Origin of the sequence: Mycobacterium sp. DL99, from assembly GCF_004762045.1 — a bacterium.
Lineage (GTDB): Bacteria > Actinomycetota > Actinomycetes > Mycobacteriales > Mycobacteriaceae > Mycobacterium.
This window is the reverse complement of sequence record NZ_SJOM01000007.1, coordinates 2,024,783-2,048,898: the sequence shown is the minus strand read 5'-3', so window position 1 is coordinate 2,048,898 and position 24,116 is coordinate 2,024,783. Positions and strand designations below refer to the sequence as shown.

Annotated in this window: 24 protein-coding genes; 12 read left to right on the top strand and 12 right to left on the bottom strand. The window is 66.8% G+C overall.

Translation table 11 applies throughout. From position 1 onward, the window contains the following. The first annotated feature begins 2 nt into the window (after positions 1-2). Together nuoN and EYZ64_RS10295 are read left to right on the top strand one after the other, a co-directional pair. Positions 3-1,568, top strand: a complete 1,566-nt coding sequence (gene nuoN, locus EYZ64_RS10300) for an NADH-quinone oxidoreductase subunit NuoN (protein ID WP_135453350.1) — start codon at positions 3-5, stop codon at positions 1,566-1,568. 158 nt (positions 1,569-1,726) lie between these two features. Further along, entirely contained in the window at positions 1,727-2,113 is a 387-nt protein-coding gene (locus EYZ64_RS10295; protein ID WP_135453349.1) for a hypothetical protein, read from the top strand. Between the two features lies 1 nt (position 2,114). Here the strand turns inward: EYZ64_RS10295 and EYZ64_RS10290 are convergent, their stop codons facing one another. After that, positions 2,115-3,947: a phospholipase D-like domain-containing protein gene (locus tag EYZ64_RS10290; RefSeq protein WP_135453348.1), complete on the bottom strand. Its 1,833-nt coding sequence runs from the start codon at positions 3,945-3,947 to the stop codon at positions 2,115-2,117. Between the two features lie 199 nt (positions 3,948-4,146). Between EYZ64_RS10290 and EYZ64_RS10285 the strand changes: the two genes are divergently transcribed. After that, positions 4,147-4,914, top strand: coding sequence for an enoyl-CoA hydratase (locus EYZ64_RS10285; protein WP_135453347.1), 768 nt, complete (start codon positions 4,147-4,149; stop codon positions 4,912-4,914). Here EYZ64_RS10285 and EYZ64_RS10280 read toward each other — a convergent pair. The 4 genes from EYZ64_RS10280 to EYZ64_RS10265 form a co-directional block, all read right to left on the bottom strand. After that, positions 4,911-5,957, bottom strand: coding sequence for a zinc-dependent alcohol dehydrogenase family protein (locus tag EYZ64_RS10280; RefSeq protein ID WP_135453346.1), 1,047 nt, complete (start codon positions 5,955-5,957; stop codon positions 4,911-4,913). The genes EYZ64_RS10285 and EYZ64_RS10280 overlap by 4 nt on opposite strands. A gap of 31 nt (positions 5,958-5,988) precedes the next feature. Then, positions 5,989-6,663 carry a PIG-L deacetylase family protein gene (locus EYZ64_RS10275; RefSeq protein ID WP_135453345.1) on the bottom strand — a complete coding sequence of 225 codons (675 nt, stop codon included), beginning with the start codon at positions 6,661-6,663 and terminating at the stop codon, positions 5,989-5,991. A 2-nt stretch (positions 6,664-6,665) separates the two neighbouring features. Further along, the gene (locus tag EYZ64_RS10270; RefSeq protein ID WP_135453344.1) at positions 6,666-7,064 is read right to left on the bottom strand and encodes an SgcJ/EcaC family oxidoreductase; all 399 of its coding nucleotides are present in this window, start codon (positions 7,062-7,064) and stop codon (positions 6,666-6,668) included. A gap of 87 nt (positions 7,065-7,151) precedes the next feature. Then, a complete protein-coding gene (locus tag EYZ64_RS10265; protein WP_135453343.1) occupies positions 7,152-7,760 on the bottom strand; it encodes a TetR/AcrR family transcriptional regulator in 609 nt (202 codons plus the stop codon). 45 nt (positions 7,761-7,805) lie between these two features. Here EYZ64_RS10265 and EYZ64_RS10260 point away from each other — a divergent pair, with 45 nt between their 5' ends. Both EYZ64_RS10260 and EYZ64_RS10255 read left to right on the top strand, forming a co-directional pair. Continuing rightward, the gene (locus EYZ64_RS10260; protein ID WP_135453342.1) at positions 7,806-8,951 is read left to right on the top strand and encodes a phosphotransferase family protein; all 1,146 of its coding nucleotides are present in this window, start codon (positions 7,806-7,808) and stop codon (positions 8,949-8,951) included. Continuing rightward, a complete protein-coding gene (locus tag EYZ64_RS10255; RefSeq protein WP_135453341.1) occupies positions 8,952-10,067 on the top strand; it encodes an Rv3169 family protein in 1,116 nt (371 codons plus the stop codon). Positions 10,068-10,147: 80 nt separating this feature from the next. Here EYZ64_RS10255 and EYZ64_RS10250 read toward each other — a convergent pair whose 3' ends face one another. Next, positions 10,148-10,546, bottom strand: a complete 399-nt coding sequence (locus EYZ64_RS10250; protein WP_135453340.1) for a DUF4345 domain-containing protein — start codon at positions 10,544-10,546, stop codon at positions 10,148-10,150. On the opposite strand from EYZ64_RS10250, the gene EYZ64_RS10245 reads away from it, so the two are divergent. Further along, positions 10,545-11,300, top strand: a complete 756-nt coding sequence (locus EYZ64_RS10245; protein ID WP_135453339.1) for a helix-turn-helix domain-containing protein — start codon at positions 10,545-10,547, stop codon at positions 11,298-11,300. The genes EYZ64_RS10250 and EYZ64_RS10245 overlap by 2 nt on opposite strands. A gap of 16 nt (positions 11,301-11,316) precedes the next feature. Here EYZ64_RS10245 and EYZ64_RS10240 read toward each other — a convergent pair whose 3' ends face one another. Continuing rightward, positions 11,317-12,810 (bottom strand): flavin-containing monooxygenase, encoded by a 1,494-nt coding sequence (locus EYZ64_RS10240; protein ID WP_135453338.1) that lies wholly within the window; start codon positions 12,808-12,810, stop codon positions 11,317-11,319. Positions 12,811-12,854: 44 nt separating this feature from the next. After that, positions 12,855-13,826, bottom strand: a complete 972-nt coding sequence (locus EYZ64_RS10235) for a TIGR03617 family F420-dependent LLM class oxidoreductase (RefSeq protein WP_167858094.1) — start codon at positions 13,824-13,826, stop codon at positions 12,855-12,857. Between the two features lie 27 nt (positions 13,827-13,853). Between EYZ64_RS10235 and EYZ64_RS10230 the strand changes: the two genes are divergently transcribed. Continuing rightward, complete coding sequence (locus EYZ64_RS10230; RefSeq protein ID WP_135453336.1) at positions 13,854-15,206, top strand: flavin monoamine oxidase family protein; 1,353 nt, start codon at positions 13,854-13,856, stop codon at positions 15,204-15,206. Here the strand turns inward: EYZ64_RS10230 and EYZ64_RS10225 are convergent. Together EYZ64_RS10225 and EYZ64_RS10220 are read right to left on the bottom strand one after the other, a co-directional pair. Beyond that, entirely contained in the window at positions 15,196-16,122 is a 927-nt protein-coding gene (locus EYZ64_RS10225; RefSeq protein WP_135453335.1) for an alpha/beta fold hydrolase, read from the bottom strand. The genes EYZ64_RS10230 and EYZ64_RS10225 overlap by 11 nt on opposite strands. A gap of 43 nt (positions 16,123-16,165) precedes the next feature. After that, positions 16,166-17,263: an NAD(P)-dependent alcohol dehydrogenase gene (locus EYZ64_RS10220; protein WP_135453334.1), complete on the bottom strand. Its 1,098-nt coding sequence runs from the start codon at positions 17,261-17,263 to the stop codon at positions 16,166-16,168. A 69-nt stretch (positions 17,264-17,332) separates the two neighbouring features. Here EYZ64_RS10220 and EYZ64_RS10215 point away from each other — a divergent pair, with 69 nt between their 5' ends. Further along, on the top strand, positions 17,333-18,310 hold the full coding sequence (locus EYZ64_RS10215) for an NADPH:quinone oxidoreductase family protein (protein ID WP_135453333.1): 978 nt from the start codon (positions 17,333-17,335) through the stop codon (positions 18,308-18,310). A 6-nt stretch (positions 18,311-18,316) separates the two neighbouring features. Here the strand turns inward: EYZ64_RS10215 and EYZ64_RS10210 are convergent, their stop codons facing one another. Further along, positions 18,317-18,904 (bottom strand): TetR/AcrR family transcriptional regulator, encoded by a 588-nt coding sequence (locus EYZ64_RS10210; RefSeq protein ID WP_135453332.1) that lies wholly within the window; start codon positions 18,902-18,904, stop codon positions 18,317-18,319. A 77-nt stretch (positions 18,905-18,981) separates the two neighbouring features. Here EYZ64_RS10210 and EYZ64_RS10205 point away from each other — a divergent pair, with 77 nt between their 5' ends. From EYZ64_RS10205 to EYZ64_RS10195, 3 genes are read left to right on the top strand one after another with little or no spacing between them, the layout of a single operon-like run. Then, positions 18,982-19,734, top strand: a complete 753-nt coding sequence (locus EYZ64_RS10205) for an SDR family oxidoreductase (protein WP_135453331.1) — start codon at positions 18,982-18,984, stop codon at positions 19,732-19,734. Then, entirely contained in the window at positions 19,734-20,921 is a 1,188-nt protein-coding gene (locus tag EYZ64_RS10200; RefSeq protein WP_135453330.1) for a Cmx/CmrA family chloramphenicol efflux MFS transporter, read from the top strand. The genes EYZ64_RS10205 and EYZ64_RS10200 overlap by 1 nt, the downstream gene beginning before the upstream one ends. A 40-nt stretch (positions 20,922-20,961) precedes the next feature. Beyond that, complete coding sequence (locus EYZ64_RS10195) at positions 20,962-21,384, top strand: nitroreductase family deazaflavin-dependent oxidoreductase (protein ID WP_135453329.1); 423 nt, start codon at positions 20,962-20,964, stop codon at positions 21,382-21,384. A 3-nt stretch (positions 21,385-21,387) separates the two neighbouring features. Here EYZ64_RS10195 and EYZ64_RS10190 read toward each other — a convergent pair whose 3' ends face one another. Beyond that, on the bottom strand, positions 21,388-23,454 hold the full coding sequence (locus EYZ64_RS10190; protein ID WP_135453328.1) for an acyltransferase family protein: 2,067 nt from the start codon (positions 23,452-23,454) through the stop codon (positions 21,388-21,390). Between the two features lie 209 nt (positions 23,455-23,663). On the opposite strand from EYZ64_RS10190, the gene EYZ64_RS10185 reads away from it, so the two are divergent. Then, the coding region (locus EYZ64_RS10185; protein ID WP_210115494.1) for an acyl-CoA dehydrogenase family protein at positions 23,664-24,116 on the top strand (453 nt) is incomplete at its 3' end.

Sequence of the window (24,116 nt, the reverse complement as noted above, 5' to 3'; positions counted from 1 at the left end):
TCATGGTGACGCCGAGCATCGAATACGGCCTGCTCTCCCCCATGCTGATCGTCTTCGGAGTGGGTGTGGCCGGCGTGCTGGTCGAGGCATTCCTGCCCCGGCCCGCGCGTTACGGGACACAGGTCGCCCTCGCACTGGGTGGGCTGGTGGCCGCCGTGGTGGCGGTGGTTCTGCTCGCCCGCGACCTGCACGGCACTCCCGGCAGGCCCGCGGTGCTGGGCTCGGTCGTGCTCGATGCCCCGGCATTGTTCCTGCAGGGCACCATCGCCCTCGTCGGCATCCTGGGCATCCTGCTCATCGCCGAACGCCAGCCCGCTTCAGAAACTTCCGGCGATCCCCGCGGTCTGGACGGCTTCACACCGCAGGCGTCGGCGGTACCGGGAAGTGTCGCCGAGAAGCTGGCCACGAAGACCGGTGTGATGCAGACCGAGGTCTTTCCGCTGACCATGTTCGCCATCGGCGGCATGCTGCTGTTCCCGGCCGCCGACGATCTGCTGACCTTGTTCATCGCGCTGGAAGTGCTGTCGCTGCCGCTGTATCTGCTGTGCGGGCTGGCTCGCCGCCGGCGGTTGCTGTCGCAGGAAGCATCGCTGAAATACTTTCTGCTGGGTGCATTCTCGTCAGCGTTCTTCCTGTACGGCGCGGCCATGTTATACGGCTACGCCGGCACCCTGGACCTGAGCGGCATCGCCAACGCCGTGGTCACCAAGGCGCCCAACACGCCGCTGGCGCTGACCGGTATCGCCCTGCTGCTCGTCGGGGTGTTGTTCAAAGTCGGTGCTGTTCCGTTCCATTCGTGGATCCCCGACGTGTACCAGGGTGCACCCACCGCGATCACGGCCTTCATGGCCGCGGGCACCAAGATCGCCGCGTTCGGCGCCATGCTGCGGATCTTCTACGTCGCACTACCGCAGTTACGCGATGATTGGCGGCTGGTTCTGTGGGCTATCGCGATCCTGACCATGGTGGTCGGCACCATCACCGCCGTCACACAGACCGACGTCAAACGCATGCTGGCGTACTCCGCCGTGGCACACTCGGGATTCATCCTCACCGGCGTGATCGCCGCCAACCCCGCCGGGGTGTCCTCGACGCTGTTCTATCTGTTCGCGTACGGATTCAGCACGTTGGGCGCGTTCGCGGTCGTCGGCCTGGTTCGCAACGCCACCGGTGAGGAGGCCACCGCCATGTCCCAGTGGGCGGGTCTGGGCCGGCGGTATCCGATTGTGGGCGTGGTGTTCTCGCTGTTTCTGCTGGCGTTTGCCGGGATTCCGCTGACGAGCGGGTTCGTCAGCAAGTTCGCCGTGTTCAAGGCCGCGGGTGAGGGCGGGGCGATCCCGTTGGTCATCGTCGGCGTCATCGCCAGTGCCGTCGCGGCCTACTTCTACGTGCGGGTGATCGTGCTGATGTTCTTCACCGATCCACCCGAGGACGCACCCGAGGTCGTCGTCCCCAGCGGAATCACCACTGCCGTCATCACCGTCACCGCGGCTGTCACGTTCGCGCTCGGTGCACTTCCGCAACCGCTGTTGGATCTGGCCAATAGCGCCGAGACCTTCCTGCGCTAGCTCTTCACAGCCGAATATCGGCTGTCTCACAGCGCTTTTCCTGATTCGATTCGAGTAGCGTCCTACGCATCACCCGGCCCGGTTCGGTAGGCAAGATAAAGGAAGCCCGGCGTGACGCACCGTCCGCCCACCAACTCGAATTCGAAAGGGACACGAAGATGCCGGAAGTCAGCTGGCTGAAGAAGCCCGAGACACACGACTACCCCGCGGCCGCCGATTATCTCGAGCTGATCGCCGACGCCAAAACCGTTTCTCACATCGTCGACGCTCTCCGCGAGGGCACGGTCGTGCACAAGAAGGCGAAAGACATCCTGCGGGCCGCCCGGCTTCCGCTGCTGCCGCAGGACAACCTGCACGTCAAAGCGGACCTGGAGAAAGTGAATCAGAGCAAGCCCCTGTCACCGATCCTGTTGGTGCGCGGCCAGATCTCCACGGCCGTGCCGGCGCAGATCGCCGACGGCTATCACCGCGTATGCGCGAGCTACTATCTCGACGAAAACACAGATATCCCCGTCATTATCGCGGCCGTTCCCAGCTCTGCCTGAGTCAGCTTCCGAAGAACTCGCGATCGGCGCAGTGCAGATCGTCGGGATCGAAGAACTTCTGCGCCCAAGCGTCGGTGGTTCCCAGGAACCAGCCCGCGGCCGCGGCGGCGGAGCGGCGGTCGGCGGTCGCGCCGGCGGCGCTCACAGACGTTGCGGACTTGGTACTCAGCGTGTCCAGGAACTGGTAGTGGTCCACCAGCTCCACGGCCTCGATCACGAAAGCCGTGGCCACGTCGGCATCCCGGATCGCCAGCAAGTTGTCGCCGTTGGCCTGTTCCCCACCGAGCGCCAGATTCGACGACCCGCAGTACACCACTGGATCGGCACCGCGGAACCCGCACACGACGAACTTGTGGTGCACCTCGTGCCCTACGACTTGCGGCACCTGGTCAAACGGCGGAGGAAGCACGACGTGCCCGGGCTTTCCCGAGACCAGCAGACCCGCCTTCTGACCGCGCACGTACAGTGAGATGCCCTTCGGCGAATCAGAGATGCCCATGCTGAATACCGCAGTGTCTGAGTGTATTTCATTCAGTGCTTCATAGACCGGGTTCGCTGAGGTCCCGCCCAGATCCATGACGGCGAAGAACACCGAACCGAACGGAGGTGGCGTCACCGACGACTCGGCCTTTACCCGGTCGACCAGCGCGCCCAGAATCTGACTGGCGATGTCCGCCGTGTGCGGAGAGAACGTGATCGAGGTGGACGGGGTTGCCGACGTACCTCCACCGAACACGTACGGTTGGGTTGCCCACGGCGACGCTGCGAACGGCTTGGCTTTGATTCCGTCCTGCCACGCCTCGTTGAATACAGCGGCGTAGGTGCCGGCAACGTCCCGGTCCTCGAAGACGAGCACATGGTTCGCGTTGACATACAGCCCGTTGATCGAGAAGTTGGTCGATCCGGTCAGCACCGTGCGCGGGCCGTCCTTGTCGGAGAGCACCAAAACCTTGTCGTGGGCATAGCGGTTGAAATGCCCGCGCAGGATTGAGGTGGAGCCGGACTGAGCGGTGAATTGATCATAGAACTGGTCCTCGGGCAGGGTTTTGGTCGTGCTGTGATGTTCGGGACAGTCGTCGAGGATGATCCGGACCTGGTCGCTTGCGGCGAGCTTGAGCAGAAGCGCACACACGTCGGGCTCATTGAGGTCGTATGCGAATACGTCCACCGTCAGCGTCGGATCGGTCTGCACTTCGGTCAGCAGGTCGAAGATCCGTTGCCGCGCGGTGAACCCGAGCCACTCGTATTCTTGTGCGTAACTGTAGGTTTGGCCGTCAGGTCCAGTCGCTGCTGCCGCCGCCGTATCGAACGTCAACGAGTCATCCGCTGGGCGCAGGTGTGTGGTGGGCCCGAAATGGCGGACGAACGCCTGAGATTGCACATAGCCGCGAGTGAAACTGGCCGTCAGGCTGCCTTTGACGAAGGGGCCGACTTCCACATCGATGGTCACACCGAGACTCGGATCCAGCGGCTGCAGAGCACCGGCGGCGCTGAAATAGCGCGGCGTGACGACGTAACTGTACGTGCCGAAAGTGGGGCTACCGCCTTGATGGACCAGGCCCGGCACATGCACCCAGCGGAACTTGTGGATCGGGGCATTCACACTCGAATACGCGGACTGCCCCGCGACCTGAGCATGGTCGGTCGAGGCTGCCAAGCGGAGGTTGTTGTCGACGTAGTACGGCGGGACTCCCGGCGGATGGACCTCGACGGTGAAGCCGGCCAGTCCCGCCCGCGCCGAGTCGGCGGTCAGGTCGAAAGCCAGCAGGGTCTTGGCGTCGCCGCAGAAGACATTCACGGCGAGTACGGCGTTAGAAGCACGGACTGTCGACATGGTGGGCTCCTTCGGCGTCGAGCGCGGTCGATCCGCAGCTCTACCCCTAGACTGCATTCGCTGGCGGTGGCGCGCCTGCGTACTCGACTACTCGAATATCCGCGTTGATCCGAGGACCAATCGACCACGCTCACAGCAAGTTACGAGTAAGTGGACAGCATTCTCTCCGGTACGCGATACGACCGGCTACATTCGATCCATGACGACCGTCCTCACCGCTGACCACGGCGCCGTCCGGGTCCTCACGCTCAATCGCCCGCAGTCGCGGAACGCCCTGGGCCGTGAGTTGATCGAGGCACTGTACACAGCTCTGGGCGACGCCGATACCGACGAGACCGTGCGTGCCATCGTGCTCACCGGGACCGACCCCGCGTTCTGTGCCGGCGTCGACCTCAAAGAGGCGCAGACGCTCGGCATGGAGTATTTCGCGAAGTTCCAGTCCCACAACTGCATCACCAAGACCGGCGAGCTGCACACCCCGATCATCGGGGCGATCAACGGAGCGACATTCACCGGCGGGCTGGAGATGGCGCTGGGCTGCGACTTCCTGATCGCCTCTGAACGCGCGGTGTTCGCCGACACCCACGCCCGGGTCGGGATCCTGCCCGGCGGCGGGATGACGGCACGGCTGCCCCATGTGGTCGGCGCCGCGATGGCGCGCAGGCTGTCGATGACCGGCGAGGTGGTCGACGCCGCCCGCGCCGAACGCCTCGGCCTGGTCACCGAGGTGGTCGCACACGAACGACTGTTGGACCGCGCTCTGGAGGTGGCCGGTCAGATCGCGGAGGTACCGGGCCCGATCATGGCCGGGCTGAAGGAGATCTACACCCGCGGCAGCGATCCCCTCATCGGTCCGGCCCTCGCCGCCGAGCAGGCCATCGCCGGTGCGCAGACGCGCGACCTCGACGGCCTGGGCGACCGTTATCGTGCTGTAGCCCAACGGAACCGGGGCCAGATTGACGGCTAGCCGGCCGGCACGGGCTCGATGATCGTCATTCCCGGACCCGTGGGTGCGTCCATGGCGGCCATCGCCGCGCCCGCGTCGTCCAGGCCCACCCGCCGCGCGACCAACAACTCCGGCTGCAGCGCTCCGGACGCGATGAGGTCGAGCATCGCCGGATAGTCGACAGCGGGCATGCCGTGCGATCCGAGGATCGCCAGTTCCTGGGCGATCACCCGGTCCATCGGGAATGCGGTCTGTGCCGCGTCCCCCAGCAGCAGCCCCACCTGGATATGCCGACCCCGTCGGCGCAGCGAGGACACCGAGGCGGCCGCGAGTGCCGGATGACCAAGGGCGTCAACACCGATGTGCACGCCACCGCCGGTGCGTTCTACCACTTCTGTTGCGATGTCGGCACTTTCGCTGCTGTTGACCAGTTCATCGGCACCGAGGTGACCGGCCGCGGCCAGTGCGTCCTGGTTCAGGTCAACCGCGATGACGTTGGCGCCGAACGCTTTCGCGATCATCACCGCCGAGAGGCCGACCCCGCCGCAGCCGTACACCGCGACCCACTGGCCGCGCCGTACCTCGCCATGAGTGACCACGGCCCGGAACGACGTCGCGAACCGGCACCCGAGCGAGGCGGCCGAGGCGAACGAGACCCCGTCGGGCAGGCGGACGAGATTGGCCTGAGCCCGTGGCACCGCCACCTGCTGCGCGAACGATCCCGGCAAGGTGAAGCCAGGCTGCTCCTGGTCGGGGCACACCTGAGCGTCGCCGGCCGCACAGAACTCGCACCGTCCGCACCCCAGCACGAAGGGGGCCGTCACCCGGTCGCCCACCTGCCAACCCGACACGTTCACACCGACCGCCGCGATGGTTCCGGCGAATTCGTGCCCGGGGATGATCGGCAAGGCAACCGGATCATGCCCCCGCCAGGCGTGCCAGTCAGACCGGCACACGCCGGTGGCCGCCACCTCGACGACTACTCCGTCGTCAGGACACTCGGGATCGGCTACCTCGACCACCGTCGGCAGTACGCCGACCTCGGAATACACCACTGCACGCACAAGTGCGATGGTAGGCCGAGGCCCGGCCGGTTCAGCGATGCCGCTTGAGGATGAAGCCAACGGTTCGCGCACCGAAGCCCGGCCGCGCGGGTGTCGAGTTCTCCACCTGTTGACGGGCCTGGTCGACGACGGGCGTCTCCGGGTCGAGCACCGACAGGTAGACCTTGTGGGCGGCAAGGGAATTCACCGCCACCTCGGTGTAGCCGTCGACCACCTCGCAATGCGTCGGATCCGGCCCGTTCTCGAAGAGCCAAGTGGGCGGATCGGCCAGGGTGTCGTAAGCCGCGGCGACCGCGTGGGCGAACTCGATGTGATCACGTTGGTTGGGTGCGCCAGGGGCCCAGCTCGGCCCGCTGTACAGCGTGATGACCACGTCGGGACGCAGCGCCACGATGGCCTCGGCGATCTTCGCCCGCAGCTCGGGGGTGTCGCGGATGTTGCTGTCCGGAAAGTCCCAGAACGCCACATCGTCAACCCCGACGATGGCGGCCGACCGGCGCTGCTCCCCTTCCCGCAGCGGGCCTGCCTGTTCGGGTGGCATGCCGGCGATACCGACCTCGCCCCGTGAAGCCAGCGCGTAATGCACGGTCTTCCCCGCAGCGGTCCACATCGCGACCGCCGCGCCGACCCCGTACTCGGGGTCATCCGGATGCGGCACCAACACCAGCGCCCTCCGCCAATCTGCGGGAAAAGGTTGCACCGCCATGGCTAGCTCACCCGCGTGTTGTGGGCGGAGCGGATCAACCAGCGCCCGTCGTGTTCGACCAGGACGTAGCTGATGATGCCGCTGCGGTCTTCGGCGCCTGCTCCCGGCTGCACGTGGTCGGGCCAGTCCCAACGGGTGTGTACAAGCGCCACACCCGGCACGATCTCGGCGATGGCCTCGACCCGCTGGGTGTAGTTGCGCTTTTGTCGGACAACGGCTTCCGGCACATCGCGGTGCCCATCGACATTGGCGCCGCGCGAGGTCCACCACAGGCCACTGTGCGCGACGAAGTCGGCATCCTCGGTGAACAACCGACCCCAGCCGTCCATGTCGTGGGCCACCCACAGGTCGGTGGCAGCACTCATGACGGCTCCGATGTCCTGTTGATCCTTCGCGTTCATCACACCAGTGTCGAACCTGAAGAGCGGTTGATGTCAACCAACCGTGGCGATGTTTGCGCCCTCAGCCTGACGCAACAGCGTCAGACGTTACCTGCCGACAGTGGCCCCGTGCACCAGGATCGCCGCCGTCTGCGCCACCCACTCGTCGTCGAGTTCACGGTCGGGCCATAACAGCATCCGCAGCATGGTCGACCCGCCGATGAGCTCCACAAGACGGTCCGGGTCCACATCGGCCTGGACCTCACCGCGCACGATGCCGTCGACGATCCGGGCGCGCACGGTGACGAAGGTCCCGGCGAACCGCTGCATCACCCGGGCGTTCAGGTCTGTGTCGGCTACGACATCGGCGACCAGCCCGGGCAGCGCCGCACGCATCACCGGACTGGTGAACACGTCACGGGCCGCACCGATCATCGCCCGGATATCTGCGGCGATGTCACCCGCCGGCGCCGACAACGCACTCGCGGCAGCAGGGAACACGGCCTCGTGCACCAACTCCGCTTTGCTCGACCACCGGCGGTACAGCGCGGTTTTCGTGGTCTGGGCCCGCTCGGCGACCGCCGCCATGGTCAGGTTCGCGTATCCGATTTCGACAAGCAGGTCCGCGGTCGCCTGCAATATGGCAGCGTCGATGCGCGGGTCGCGAGGACGTCCCGCTCCGGCGCTCTTGCCAACCGGTGATGGCTCTGCTTTCATAACGCTACTAACAGTATCGTAATTGTGGCCGTAAGGAACAGTTGAATGGCAAACGAGGCCGTGGACGCTCCTGTGGAGAACGTCGACCACCTGCAACGCTCCAGCCGTGACGTCACCACCCTGCCATCGGTGCTGTCGAAATGGCTGTCCACCCTGATGCCGGGCGGCATCGCCCCCGAGATCACCGTGGAAAGCGGAGTCGACTCCAACGGCATGTCCTCGGAGACGATCATGCTGACCGGTCGCTGGGAAGAGAATGGCGAGCCGAAGGAGCAGAAGTGGGTGGCCCGAGTCGCCCCCACCGCCGACGATGTCCCGGTGTTCTCGTCCTACCGGCTTGATCACCAGTTCGAGGTGATGCGTCAGGTCGGCGAACTCACCGAGGTACCGGTCCCCAACGTGCGCTGGATAGACACCACCGGCGAGGTCCTGGGCACTCCGTTCTTCCTGATGGACCAGGTCGACGGCCAGGTGCCGCCGGACGTCATGCCCTACACCTTCGGCGGCAACTGGTTCGCCGATGCCCCCCTCGAACGCCAGCGCGAGCTGCAGGACAGCACCGTCGAGGTGCTGGCGAAGCTACACGCGATCCCCGACGCCGCAGAGCGGTTCGGTTTCCTGTCCGAGATCGATCCTCCCGGCGACACCCCGCTGCGCCGGCACTTCGGCTGGCTCAAGGGCTGGTACGAATACGCGGTACCCGATCTTGGCCGTTCACCGCTGGTGGAGCGGGCACTGCAGTGGCTCGAGGACAACTTCCCCGAAGATGTGGCGGCGTCGGACTCCGTCCTGATCTGGGGCGACTCACGCATCGGCAACGTGCTCTACGACAACTTCCGGCCGTCTGCCGTACTCGACTGGGAGATGGCCACTGTCGGCCCGCGCGAGCTCGATGTTTCCTGGATCATCTTTGCGCACATGGTATTTCAGGAGCTGGCCGGGATGGCCGGACTACCTGGCCTGCCCGACGTGATGCGCGAGGAGGATGTGCGGGCCACCTATCGAGACCTCACCGGTGTCGAGGTCGGCGACCTTCGCTGGTTCTACATCTACTCAGGCGTCATCTGGTGCTGCGTGTTCATGCGCACCGGCGCACGGCGCGTGCACTTCGGCGAGATGGAGAAACCCGAAGACATCGAGTCGATGTTCTACCACGCGCCGTTGCTGCGGCGCCTGATCGAGGAGTCTTAAATGCTCGGCCCGATGGACGAATTCCCGGTCCACCAAATCCCCCAGCCGATCGCCTGGCCCGGCTCTTCGGACCGGAACTTCTACGACCGTTCGTATTTCAACGCCCACGACCGCACCGGCGACATCTTCGTCATCACCGGCCTCGGCTACTACCCCAACCTCGGGGTGAAGGACGCGTACTTCCTGGTACGCCGCGGTGACGAGCAGACCGCTGTGCACCTGTCCGACGCGATCGATCAGGACCGGCTCAACCAGCACGTCGGCGCTTACCGGGTCGAGGTCCCCGAACCACTGCACAAGGTGCGCATCGTTCTCGACGAAACCGAGGGCATCGCAGCAGATCTCACGTGGAACGGGCTGTTCGACGTCGTCCAGGAACAGCCCCACCTGATGCGTCAGGGCAACCGGGTCACCCTCGACGCCCAGCGGTTCGCCCAACTGGGTTCCTGGAGTGGCTATCTGGAGATCGACGGCCAGCGCATCGACGTCGACCCGGACACCTGGATCGGCTCGCGCGACCGGTCCTGGGGTATCCGGCCCATCGGTGAGGCCGAGCCCGCCGGACGTCCGGCCGACCCGCCGTTCGAAGGCATGTGGTGGCTGTATGTGCCGATGGCCTTCGACGACTTCGCGATCGTCCTCATCATCCAGGAGGAGCCCAACGGGTTCCGTTCGCTCAACGACTGCACGCGGGTCTGGAAAGACGGCCGCGTCGAGCAGCTCGGCTGGCCGCGCATCAAGATCCACTACCGCTCCGGCACCCGCATCCCGACCGGTGCCACCATCGAGGCCACCGCGCTCGACGGCACCCCCGTCCGGTTCGACGTGGAATCGAAACTGCCCGTGCCGATTCACGTTGGCGGCGGCTACGGCGGCGACACCGACTGGATCCACGGCGTGTGGAAGGGCGAGAAGTTCACCGAACGGCGCACCTACGACATGACCGACCCGGCAGTGGCCGGCCGGACCGCGTTCGGCGTGATCGACCACGTCGGACGGGCCCTGTGCACCGAGGGCAATGGTGAGCCGGTGGAAGGCTGGGGTCTGTTCGAACACGGCGCACTCGGCCGGCACGACCCGTCCGGCTTCGCCGACTGGCTCACCGTCGCTCCCTAGTCCCTTTCTTCGCGCGAGCAGACGCAAAACTGCCCGTTTTCTACTGAAAATGGCAGGTTTGCGTCTGCTCGCCGGAGAAATCAGGCGGCCCAGAACAGCGCGCCCGCGCCGATCGCCTCGACCAGGCAATAGAACCAGTTGGGGTAGAAGGCCGTTCGGTCCCCCAGCACCCCGGACACGATGCGGCCGAACGCCATCCCGGCAAGCGCCGCACCCACCGCGATGAGGATTCCGGTGCGCACCTCCCCCGGTGTCGCGGCCGCATAGCCCAGCACACCCGCGATCGCCAACCCGAATCCGCCGTATACGGCCCGCACTTCGGCACGGGTTGCCGCGGTCTCGATGTGGAACCCGAACGGGCGCAGAATCGCGGTGGGAGCCGCCAGCGCGTACAGACCCATGCCGGCGAAGAACACGCCGACGACGGCGATGACAGCAACAGCCACGGTAGCCTCCTGTTCACGTTGCCCGTTCAGCATGCAGACTGAACCCGTGCCACCGCTTCCACAAACCTGCTACCCGACGGTGTGGCTGTGGCCGGGACAAGCGCTCTACTCCGGGCCCGGCCTGGGGCTGCAACCGCACTCCGGATCGGTGTGGTGCCTGGTCGTCGGCGTCGACGGACCGCTGACTGTCACGGTGTCCGGAAACGCGATCGTCGCAGGCAGTGTGTTGATTCCACCGCGACTGACCCACCACCTGTCGATGCCGGGAGCGATGGTGTCGTGCTATCTCGATCCCAGTTCGCAGCGCAGCGCGGCGTGCCGACAGCAGTTCACCGAATTCCGGGACAACATCGGCATCGGCCACGCCGCCGAGCCCGCGCTGACGATGACGCCGGACGACGATGGGGCCGCCCGCCGCTGGCTGGACCTGGCCGCCCCGGACACACCGCATCGGATCGATCATCGAATCGAACTGGTGGCCAAGCAGATTCGTGAAAACCCGGCGGATGCGGTATCGGCGCGTGAGCTCGCGGCCACCGCAGGGCTCTCCGAATCCCGGTTCCTGCATCTGTTCCGCCGCGAGGCCGGGACCAGCCTGCGTCGCTACCGGATGTGGAGCAGGCTCGTGTCAGCAGGTACCGCCGTGGCGGCCGGGCAGAATCTGACGACAGCGGCGGCCGATTCCGGGTTCGCCAGCCCGTCACACCTGGCGGACTCCTTCAAGAGCACGTTCGGGCTTTCGGCCACACAGCTGCTGACCACAGGATTGCGTATCCGCACACCGTGACGAGCGTGCGGGGTGCTCAAGCGACGGGCTCGGCGGCGACCGGCGCCCTGCCGAAGACCATCGACTCGTCGATGCGGTCGAAGCGGTGGTCGATGGCATCCAACACATAGTTGTGCCGCACGTGCCATGGCCGCCGCGTGCCTGAACGCGGCAGCGCATGCTCGGAGCGCTGGATATAGCTGGCCTCCAGGTCCCACGTCCGCTTCTCCGGCATCGGCGCCGCACCCTTGTGCGGATACGCATGGGTGTAGCCATGAGCACCCATGTAGGACACCAGGTTTGCGAATGCCCGCGCGGTCATGTCGGCCCGCAGCGTCCACGAAGCGTTGGTGTAGCCGATGCACCAGGCCAGGTTCGGGACATCCTCCAGCAGGTACTCCTTGTAGACGAACCGCTCGGTCGGCTTGACCTCCTGGCCGTCGACCGCCAGCCTGATCCCGCCGAGCGCCTGCAGTTGCAGACCGGTCGCGGTGATGATCACGTCGGCATCGACCCGGGCACCGGATTCCAGCACGATGCCCGTGGCATCGATGTGGTTGATGTGATCGGTGACCACATCAACCCGGCCGCTGCTGATCTCGTTGAAGATGTCGCGGTCGAGCACCAGGCACATGCGCTGGTCCCACGGGTTGTACCGGGGTTTGAAATGCACGTCTACGGGATAGCCCTCGGGCAGGGCCGCGACCGCGCGGTTGCGGACCAGCCAGCGGCCCGCCTTGGGCGCCTTCCGGAAGAAGGTGTACGTCAGGAACTGGATCGTCGCATTGCGGGCCCGCACTACCTGGTGAGATACCCTGCGCGGCAAGAACTTCCGGATGGCCTGCACCATCGGATCGATACGCGCCATCGACATCATGTAGGTCGGCGAACGCTGCAGCATCGTGACATGCCCGGCGGTTCGGGCCAGTGCAGGCACCAGGCTGATCGCCGTGGCGCCGCTGCCGATCACCACGACGCGCTTGCCTGTGTAGTCCAGCGACTCGGGCCAGAACTGCGGGTGCACGACGTCGCCGGTGAAGCTCTCGATACCGGGGAATTCCGGGGCATAGGGCTCGTCGTAGTTGTAGTAGCCGGTGCCGCAGAACAGGTAGCGGCACCGGTAGGTCTTCGACCGGCCGTCTTGTTCGGCCTGCACGGTCCAGGTGTCGGTGGCCGAATCCCAATCCGCGGACAGCACACGGGTGTTGAACCGGATATGGCGGTCGATGCCGTGCACCCGAGCGGTCTCGGTGAGATAGTCGCGGATGTCGTCGCCGTCGGCCACGTTCTCCGGCCTGGTCCACGGTTGGTAGGGGAAGCTCAGTGTGAAGATGTCGCTGTCCGAGCGGATTCCCGGGTAGCGGAACAGGTCCCAGGTGCCACCGATCCGCTCCCGACGTTCCAGGACGGTGTAGGTCAGCCCGGGGCTCTTCTCATGCACGCGGTAGGCCGCGCCCAGCCCTGAGATCCCCGCCCCGATGATGAGCACATCCGAGTAGTCCGGATCCGCAGCCCGACGAGCGCCGTCCATGGCGAACCTCCTTTGGTCCCGCTCAGTACCACCACCCTATGTGCTCAGTCGCGCAGTGCGTCAACGATCTGGGCAAGCGCATCCACCGCGATCGGACCCGGTTGGTACAGGCAGATCCGGTCGGACACCCCGTCCACCCGGTCCCGGATATGGGCGGCGATCTCCGCGGGGGTACCGCAGGCCGCGATGGTGTGCAGCACCTCGTCGTCGATCAGCGAACCCATCTCCTGCCAGCGGCCCTGTTTGGACAGCACATTGAGCTCGGGCTGCAAATCACCCCAGCCGTGTACCTCCAGCACCGGCCGGTAGGCCGGGGTGGAGCCGTAGAAGGCGAGCAGTCGTCGTGTCGCGTCGTGATCGTCCCCGGCCGACACGATGATCTCCGGGACGATGGCCAACTCGCCCGCGTCACGGCCGGCGGCGGCCAGCCCGTCACGCACCGCAGGCAGCGTGGCCTCCTGCAGGAACCGCTTCGACCCGAACGGCATGACCAACAGCCCGTCGGCGAACTGCGCGGTGGCCCGGGTCAGCCGCGGGCCCAGCGCGCCGACATAGATCGGCGGCGGACCGTACGGATTGTCCCGGGGCGTGAACGTCGGCGTCATCAGCGTGTGCCGGTAGTACTCGCCCCGAAAATCGAGTCGCTCGCCGGTCTCCCACGCAGCGAAGATTGCCCGCAACGCCGCGACGAACTCCGACATCCGGGCCACCGGGCGGTCGAACTCCGCGCCGAACCGCTTCTCGATCTGGGCGCGGATCTGGGTGCCGAGCCCGAGGGTGAATCGGCCACCGGAGAGGATCTGGTGGTCGATCGCCTGATGTGCCAGGTGAATCGGGTTGCGAGGAAAGGCAATTGCCACATTGGTCATCAGGTCGAGACCCCCGACGGTGGCGGCCAGCGTCAAGGGAGCGAACACATCGTGGGGTCCCTCGAAGGTGAACACCCCACTGGCACCGGCCTCGCGCAGGGCCGCGGCCCGATCGATCGCGTCTTGCGGCCCGAACAACGCTGTCATGACCTTCACGCGTGAGAGCCTAGACAGGTGAGCATCCCAACGAGCACCGACGTCGTCGTGGTTGGCGCCGGATTCGCCGGCCTGTCCGCCGCCCGCGCCCTGGTCCGACTCGGACACCAGGTCGTGGTGTTGGAGGGGCGCGACCGCGTCGGAGGACGCTCGTCGACCGCCACGATCGCCGAGGTGCCGGTCGACCTGGGCGGGACGTTCGTCGGCCCCACCCAGGATGCGGTGCTGGCGCTGGCCGACGAACTCGGGTGCCGCACGGTGCCCACCTATGACCGCGGCAAGAACCTGATCCGGTGGCACGGACGGGTGCGGTCGTACCGGAGCACCATCCCGCGGCTGTCGATGATGGAACTGTTCGATGTCTCGCGGATCCAGTGGCGCTTCGAACGGATCTGCCGGGCGATCCGGATCAACGAGCCGTGGACAAGTCCGAACGCCCAGAAACTCGACGAGCTCACCCTGGAGCAGTGGCTGCGCTCGGCGGGTGCCAACGCCTCGACACTCAACCTCATGGCGATCATGTCCCGGGTCACCTGGGGTGCCGAACCCGACGAGGTGTCGATGCTGCACGCCGCCCGCTACGTCAAGGCCGCCGGCGGGCTGGACCGCATGCTCGACGTCCGCGACGGTGCCCAGCAGGACCGGTTTCCCGGCGGTACCCAGCAGATCGCGTGCAAGATGGCCGACGAACTCGGAGATCGGGTGGTGCTCAACGCTCCCGTCGGCAGCATCGAGCGTCGCCCCGAAGGCACTGTGGCGGTGAGCTGCCCGGCCGGCGAAGTACACGCACGTGCGGTGATCGTGGCGATCCCGCCGCAGCACCGGGCCGGTATCGAGTTCAACCCGCCACTCCCCAAGCCCTATACCGAGCTGGCCGACAACTGGCCGCAGGGCAACCTCAGCAAGGCCTACGCCGCCTATGACCGACCGTTCTGGCGCGCCAACGGCTGTTCGGGCGAGGCACTGTCTGACGAGGGGCCGGTGTTCATCACCTTCGACGTCAGCCCGGGCGATGGTGGTCCCGGCATCCTGCTGGGGTTCACCGATGCTCGCACGTTCGACCGGCTGCCTCCGGATCAACGGCGCGAGCAGGCCCTGTCCGGGTTCGCCACCCTTTTCGGCGAGGCGGCGCTGCAGCCGATCGACTACATCGACCACTGTTGGAGCACAGAACAATTCGCGCCTGGCGGCCCGACAGCGGCGGTGCCGCCGGGCTCGTGGACCCAGTACGGCCGGTGGCTGCGTGAACCGGTGGACTCCATCCACTGGGCCGGCACCGAAACCGCCGACGAGTGGACCGGATTCCTCGACGGGGCGGTCCGGTCCGGGCAGCGCGCGGCCGCCGAAGTCGCGGGCCGGCTTACTGATTGACCGCCCGGGGCGAGGCCACCGATGCGGCCAGGGCGCGCAATTGGGCGTTCACCTGTGACGGGCATTCCAGAATCGCGCAGTGTCCGCCGGGCATCTCGACGAAGGCGCTCAGGTTCGGGGCGTCAGAAGCGATGCGGCGGGCGGCATTGATGGGCAGCAAGCGGTCTTTGACGCTACCGATCACCAGCGTGGGCACCGTCAGGTTCTGCAGCGAGATATGTTGCGGTCCAAGACTGTTGACCAGCGCCCTGGACCAACCGCCGCGCCCGGCGGCCGGGGTATCGGCGAACAGCCGATAGACGAACTCCGCTACCCACGGCTCCGCGTCGTGACCCACCGCGAGGTGAGCGACGAAATGCTTGTTGGGGCGTTCGGTGATCCGGGGCACCCACGCCCCGCCGAACGTCCTGATCGCAGTACTGGCCGCCAGGATGCGGGTCGACGCCAGCGGCGCCGGCACCCGCAGCAGTTTCACGTCGCGCACCAGATCCCCGGTGGTGGTGTTGATCAGCGCGACAGCGTCGGCGCGGGCGGCCACCTGGGCCGGATATCGCTGCGACCACGAGGTGATCGCGATGCCACCCATGGAATGTCCGGCGACGACGGCCCTTTCGCCGGGCTTCAGCGTCGCGGCAAGGATTGCGTCGAGGTCGGCCGCGAGGTGATTGAGGCTGTACCTGCGCCGCCCGTGCGGAGTCTCGCTGCGGCCGTGCCCGCGATGGTCGTAGGCGATGACGCGGTAGTCGGTGGCCAGATCGGCGATCTGGTGGGCCCAGACCCCGATGGCACAGGTGATGCCGTGGGCCAGCACGATCGGGTAGCCGTCCTCGGGGCCGAACACCTCGGCATGCAGCCGCACTCCGTCGATGGCGCGAACCTCGACGTTGCGTCCCGGCGGTAGCTGAGGAAGGGTCATGCTGCTCCGATCATAGGCGCCGTTGCCAGGTGGAACTGGGGATTCATGAGCTTGCCGCGCTGGTGATCAGCACGGGTTTGACCACGTCAGCGGCCTTGGCGGCGGCCCAGGCCCGGTCGAAGTCGTCGAACGGGTACCGGCTCACGAACTTGTCGAGCGGAAGTTCGCCACGGCGGTGCAGATCGACGAGGCGCGGGATGAAGGTCTGAGGTTCGCTGTCCCCCTCCACCACACCGCGCACGGTCAGGCCCTTGCCCATGATGGCCGCGACGGGCAGGTCGGCCGTCATCGCGCCGAGGCCCAGCAGCGCCAGAGTGCCGCGTTCACGCAGCACCCCGACCGCCGCGGCGAGGACATCGGGCCGCGCGGTGGTGTCGACCGCGGCGGTCACTCCCCCGGTCAGCTCGAGGATGACCGCAGCGGCATCGGACGCGATCGGGTCGATCGTCGCGGTGGCACCCAATTCGCCTGCCAGCGTGCGCCGCTGCGCGATCGGGTCGACGGCGATGATGGTCCGGCACCCCGCGATGCGGGCCCCCATGACCGCCGAGAGCCCGACGGCGCCGGCACCGAACACCACGAGTGCATCCGCGGGTTGCGGCGCAAGCACATTGAGCACAGCACCCACACCGGTCTGCACGCTGCAGCCCAGCGGAGCGGCCAGCGCCGGGTCGACCGGCTCGGGAAGCACCACCGCATTGCGGCTGCCGGCGATCGCGTAGGTGCAGAAGCTGGACTGGCCGAAGAATCCGCCCCCGATGGCCGCACCGTCGCAGTGCAGTGCACCGGAGCCGTCGCGACCACCACCGCGCATGTTGAGGTCGGTCGAATGCTCGCAGTACGCCGGAGCGTCGGACTGGCAGTTACGGCACGTGCCACAGCTGGCGAACGTGAGAACAACCTGGTCGCCGACATCGGGAGCGGCAGCCGGCCCGGCCTGGACGACGGTGCCCGCGCCTTCGTGGCCGAACACCATCGGCAACTTACGGAAGCGCGCGGCCACGCTCACATCGGTGTGGCAGATGCCCACCGCCTCGATGCGGACCAGCACTTCGTCGCCGACCGGTTCCCGGATCTGGACGTCGGTGAGCCGTGGATCGGCTCCGGCGTCGAACACCACGGCGGCGCGGGCGTTGAGCATCCGGTGATGCTAGCCACCGACTTGACACCTGTCACAATTGGCTGGCGACCCCACCAGAAGGAGACACCGATGCGTGCAGCACAGATCACCCGGCTCGACGGTCCCGACGCGGTGCAGGTGGCCGAGGTGGAGGAACCGAACGGCGACTCCGGCGACGCCGTGGTGATCGACGTCCACGCGGCCGGGGTCGCATTTCCGGACGCCCTGCTCACCCGCGGGCTCTACCAGTACAAGCCGGATCTGCCGTTCACGCCGGGCGCCGAGGTCGCTGGCGTCGTCCGCAGTGCCCCGGCCGGTGCCCATGTCCGCGCCGGTGACCGCGTGCTGGGGCTGACCATGTTGTCCGGCGGCATGGCCGAAGTCGTGGCACTGCCCGCCGAGCGGGTGTTCGCGCTGCCGGACTCCGTGTCCTTCGAGGCCGGCGCCGGGATCCTGTTCAACGACCTGACGGTGCAGTTCGCGTTGCGCACCCGCGGCCGGCTGGCCAAGGGCGAGAGCGTCCTGGTGCACGGCGCGGCGGGCGGCATCGGCACCTCCGCGCTGCGACTCGCCCCGGCGCTGGGCGCCGCGCGCACCATCGCGGTGGTGTCCACCGAGGAGAAGGCCGGGATCGCCAGGGCCGCGGGCGCATCCGATGTGGTGCTGGCCGAAGGATTCCGCGATGCGGTCAAAGAACTCACCGACGGGCGCGGCGTGGACATCGTCCTCGACCCGGTCGGCGGTGACCGCTTCACCGACTCACTGCGTTCGCTGGCGGTGGGCGGACGGCTGCTGGTGGTCGGGTTCACCGGCGGCGAGATCCCCACGGTCAAGGTCAACCGGTTGCTGCTCAACAATGTCGACGTGATCGGCGCCGGCTGGGGCGCCTGGACGTTCTCCCATCCCGGATACCTGCAGGAGCAGTGGGCCGAGCTGCAGCCGCTGCTGGCCTCGGGCGCGGTGCCCGCACCCCAGCCCGAGGTGTACCCACTGGAGCAGGCCGCGCGAGCCATCGCGTCACTGGAGAACCGCAGCGCCAAGGGCAAAGTGGTGCTGAAACTCAGGTAACCGAACTCACCGCAAAGCCCGGACCGCGATCGCGGCGACCCGGTCGAGGGTCGCCCGCGGAACGCGGTCCCGGGCGGCTTGGGCGATGCCGCTCAGCGTGGACATCACGTACTGGGCGAGCGCCTGCGCATCAGTATCGGCCGGGACGTCCCCGGTTGCGATATCCGCGCCGACCTTGTCGGCGAGCTCACCTGTTTTGTGCCGGCGAATGCGTTGCAGGGCTGCTCGCACCTCCGGGTCGACGGTGCCGTCGTCGCCGCTGACGATGAGACATCCGTGGGGTAGCCCACGCCTGGTATATCGGGCGGGAGCTTCGCGCAGAATCCGGACAAAGGCCTCGCGGGCGGTGGGTTCTTCGCTCAGCGCGGCATTGATGAACCCGCCGTACCGCTCGTCATAGACCTGCACCGCTTCGTTGAACAGGCACTGCTTATCCCCGAAAGCGGCATAGATGCTGGGGATTCCAACACCCAACGCACTGCTGAGATCGCGCGTGGAGGTCGCCTCGTAACCACGCTCCCAGAACAGCAGGATCGCCTTGTCCAGCGCCGCGTCACGGTCGAATGAGCGGGGCCGTCCACGTACCGAGGTCACCCAGCCATTCTATAGCGACCGCTAGTTAATGTGCTAGCGTCCATTTTTGTATCGCCCGCTATAGAAAGGTTGGCAACGTGCCATCACTGATCGGCAAGACCGCCCTGGTGACCGGCGCCAGCCGGGGAATCGGCCGGGCCATCGCCCTTCGCCTGGCTTCCGACGGCGCCCGTGTCGGCGTGCACTACGGCAACCGAGCGGACGCCGCCCACCAGACCGTGCGGCAGATCGCCGAGGCCGGCGGCGAGGCCTTCGCGATACCGGCGACACTCGGCGGCACCGGCGACGCATCACAACTCTGGGAGGCGTTCGACGGCCACGCCGACGGCCTCGACATCCTGGTCAACAACGCCGGGATACTCGGCGGCAGAATCGCTTTCGACGACCTCGATGAATCGACCTATGACGAGATCTTCGCAGTGAACACCCGCGCGCCGGTCTTCATCACCCAACAGGGGTTGTCACGGATTCGCGACAACGGCCGGATCGTCAACATCTCGACGCGGTTCACCCACGGCTCTCGGATACCAGAGCTGCTCGCCTATGCGATGTCGAAGGCCGCCCTCGATTCGTTCACCGCGACCCTGGCCAAACACGTTGCTGCGCGGGGCATCACAGTGAACGCGGTCGGACCGGGAAGCACCGACACCGACATGAACGCGGCCCGGCTGGCCTCCGAGGAAGGCCGCGCGTCCGTGGCCGCACAGTCGCCGCTCAACCGCGTCGCCCAACCGGCCGATGTGGCCGACATCGTCGCGTTCCTGGCTTCCGAGGACGCCCGGTGGGTGACCGGCCAGTGGATCGACGCCAGCGGAGGGTCGATGCTCTGATGCCGGTTGCGATCTGGATCATCGGCGTTGCAATATTCGCCCAGGGCACAAGCGAACTCATGTTGGCCGGCCTACTCCCCGAATTGTCGGCCGATCTCGATGTGACGGTTCCCCAAGCCGGCCTGCTGGTGTCGGTGTTCGCGCTCGGCATGCTGGTCGGCGCCCCCATCCTCGCGATTACGACATTGCGATGGCCGCGCCGGCGGGCGATGTTGATATTTCTGGCGATCTTCGTCCTGGCGCACGTTGCCGGTGCCCTCACCGATTCCTACCCGGTGCTGGTGGCGGTGAGATTCATCGCGGCATTCGTCTACGCCGGCTTCTGGGCCGTCGGCGCGGGCACCGCGATGTCACTGGTCACCCCCGACCGGCGCGGCCGCGCGATGAGTGTCGTTGCCGGCGGACTGACCGTGGCCACGGTCATCGGGCTGCCCGCAGGCACCTGGATCGGCCAGAGTCTGGGCTGGCGCGGCGCGTTCTGGGCCGTCGCAGCCCTGTCCACCCTGGCTGCGGGCGCAGTCCTCGCGGCAGTCCCGACGGCACGCCCTGACGCCGCACCGCGGATAGCCGACGAGTTGCGTGGACTCGCCGTGCCCCGGCTGTGGTTGTCCTACGCCATGACCGCGGTCGGTACCGCGGCATTGCTCGGTACCTTCACCTATCTCGGCGCCATGCTGATCACAACCAGCGGCCTGAGGTCCGAATGGGTGCCGCTGGTCCTGTTCGGCTACGGAGTCGGGGCGTTGGCGGGGATGGCTGTGGGCGGCTACGCGGCCGATCGCTGGCCGCGCGGGGTGCTACTCGTCGGATTCAGCGCATTGTGCGTCGTTCTGGTCGCGATCGCGATCGTCAGCCACCATGCATTGCTGGTCAGCGCGCTGAGCGTGCTGCTCGGACTGACCGGATTCGGCACCAACCCAGCGCTCAATTCGCGGGTCTTCGCCCTGGGCGCGTCCGCGCCGACGCTGACTGCGGCCGGAACCACCTCCGCGTTCAACGTCGGGATCGCCTTCGGCCCGTGGCTGGCCGGGATGGCCTTGACGGCCGGGATCGGTTACCCGGTAGTGCCGTGGATCGGCGCCGGACTGGCCGTCGGTGCTCTGGCGCTGTTCGCCACGGATGCCGCGCTGGTTCGGGGTCAACATGCTGGACCAAGCCCCCAGCCCGTCGCGCCATGCCTGACCTGACCCGCGGAATAGCGGCGCGGCGCCCGGTGTTCCCGCTTGCGTGACTGAACATGCCGAACTGAGCCCGACCGACTGGGTACGCGACCAGACCCAACGCATCCTGGAACAAGGCACCACCGACGGCGTCGAGGTGCTGGACCGCCCCATCGTGTTGTTCACGACAACGGGCGCCAAATCAGGGAAGAAGCGATACGTACCGCTGATGCGCGTGGAGGAGAACGGCCGCTACGCGATGGTGGCGTCCAAGGGCGGCGATCCAGCACACCCGTCCTGGTACTTCAACGTCAAGACCAACCCGGCCGTGACGGTGCAGGACGGCGACAAGACCGCGTCGCTGACCGCCCGTGAACTTTCCGGTGACGAGCGCGAGCACTGGTGGAAGCTGGCCGTGGAGGCCTATCCGCCGTATGCCGAATACCAGACCAAGACCACCCGACAGATTCCGGTCTTCATCGTCGAATGACGGCTACCACCATCCGAGGGCGCCGGACATCTGCCGCGCCAACTCGGTGGTGAGAGTGCGTACGTAGGTCCCCGACAGATGGTGGGCATCGTGGTACACAAGCACGTTGCCCTCGACGGCACGGCAGATCGTCGGCCGGCACACCGCATCACTGAGGTCGAGGATCTTCATCAGCGGATAGTCCGCCAGGTAGTCGAGGGTGGGGTTGCGCTCGGCCAGGGCTTCGGCCCGCGGCAGCCCGCAGGAGTCGGCGTCACCACCTTTCGACAGGCAGTCGACCGGCGAGAAGAACCATCCGTCCCGGATCATCCACGGCGTATCACGCATGCCGAGCATCGGAATCCCATTGGCGGACAACTCATCCCAGATCCCCAGGTAGTAGTCGGGCACGTAGTCGCCCGGGCTGTTGAGGATCGGGCGCGTTGCGGTGAAGAACACGTAGTCGGGCCGGTCGGCGATGATCTGCGCCAATGCGTTGTCCGACCACGTCCGGCAGGACGGGTACGGCTCGAAGGATCCCGCGATGATCGGCAGACGTTTGGTGGTCAGCGGACAGCCGAACTTCAGGTAGGTGGTCACCTTGAAGCCGTGTTGACGCCCGATCTGGTGCAGCGCGGTCAGCCAGTGCTCCGAATGCGACCCGCCGGCCAGCGCAATCGTGTGGGAACCCTTGGGGTCTCCGTACACGCAGGTGACGACCTCGGCACCGGTGAATCCCGTGACGCAATGATCCTGCGATGAGGGCGGGATGTCGTCATCGGCCTCCAGCACGCTCGGGCGCATCGGCAGCTTCGCGACCCGTTGATGCTCGATGAGCGCCTGCGCGCCCGGATAGTCGCGAATCGAGAGCATGCCGAGTTCCGCGCCGCTGGCCCGGGCCAGGGCGGCATGTCCCTGCCACATCAGCGACGCCGCCACGAGCGCCACCGCGACCAACACGACGACCGCACCCGAGACCACCCGCAGGCCGGGCCCCCGACGCCACGGCAGCTGGGCCCACCGCGCGGTCAACAACGCCAGCAGCACTGCGACCAACATGATCGCGGTGCCATCGGCCGGGCCGACGGCATCGTCGTTGACGGCGGCCAGCCAGAAGATCAGCAATGGCCAGTGCCACAGGTACAGCGGGTAGGCCACCGCCCCAATGGTCACCAGCGGGGTGCTGCGCAGGAACTCGTTCGTCCTCGGGGACAGCCCCTGGGCTGCACTCACGATCACCAGTACCGTCGCCGCCACCGGAATCAATGTCCAGATTCCCGGGGACTGCACGGCGCGGTCAGTGAGCACACCGCACACCAGGATCGCCGCCAGGCCGACCGCGGCCGCACCGGCCCGCAACCAGCCGGGCCATCGGATTCGCCGCCCCACCGGGCCGGCCACGAAGGCCGCTGCCAGCACTCCGACCAACAGCTCCCAGGCCCGGGCAGCGGTGCTGTAATACGCGAGCATCGGGTTGTCCGGCTGCGTCGTGAGCGCGTAATACAGCGATGCCGCCGCCGCGATACCGGAAGCGGCAACCAGGGTCGTGCGGCGCGCGCCGCGACCCCGACGTACCGTCACCGCGATGATGACCCCGGCGAGCAGGAAGAACGCGAGCGCGAACTGGCCCAGCACCGAGATGGCCCACAGATGGTGCAACGGCGTCACCGCTTCACCGGCCTGCACATAGTCGTCCGCCGACTGGAGCAACTGCCAATTCTGGTAAAAGCCCAGCCCGGCCAGCGTCTGATCGGCGAATGCCTCCCACCGGGTCTGCGGCTGAACGAACGTTGTGAGCACCGAACACACGACCACCACGAGAACCAACGGCGGCACCAGCCAGCGCGCCGCCCGCCCCAACTCGGCGGCCAGATCCGTCACGCTCGCCGTACCGATGCCGCGGAGCACGCGACCGCCGATGAAGAATCCGGACAAGACCAGCAGGACATCCAGCCCGCCGGGCGCCCGACCGAACCAGAAATGGCAGACCACCACCATCACGACGGCCACGCCGCTCAACCCGATCAGGTCATCACGAACCCGACGCTCTACGCCGGGAACGCGGACCGGATCGCCAACAATCGCCTGCACAGTCAAACTTTCCCTGGGCTGTCCTCGCCGGTCACTGACGACGAGAACACCTGGGGCCACGCCGTTTGCCGCACCGAGCATAGGCCACCGCAACGAGTGGTCCATTCCGGCATCCAAGCGCTGATAACCACCCATTTGGACAACATCTCCCACATCAGTTGTACAAATCGGCCATAGGCGGATTTGCCCGGCAAATCTAGCCTTGACTCATGACCGCCACCACCGCTTCGGCTGCCAAGAAGTCCACCTACCGGCCGCTGGAGCTGTTCGACACCGACCGGCTGCTCGATGACGACGAACGCGAAATCGCCGCGACGGTACGCAAGTTTGTCGATACCCGCCTGCGGCCCAACGTCGGCGAATGGTTCGAATCGGCCACGCTGCCCCGGGAGCTGGCCAAGGAGTTCGGCAAGCTCGGGGTGCTCGGCATGCACCTTCAGGGTTACGGCTGCGCCGGCACCAACGCGGTCAGCTACGGCCTGGCGTGTATGGAGCTGGAAGCCGGCGACAGCGGGTTCCGCAGTTTCGTCTCCGTGCAGGGCTCGCTGTCGATGTTCTCGATCTACCGCTATGGATCTGAGGAACAGAAGGACGAATGGCTGCCCCGGCTGGCGGCCGGGGAGGCGATCGGCTGCTTCGGCCTCACCGAGCCCGACTTCGGC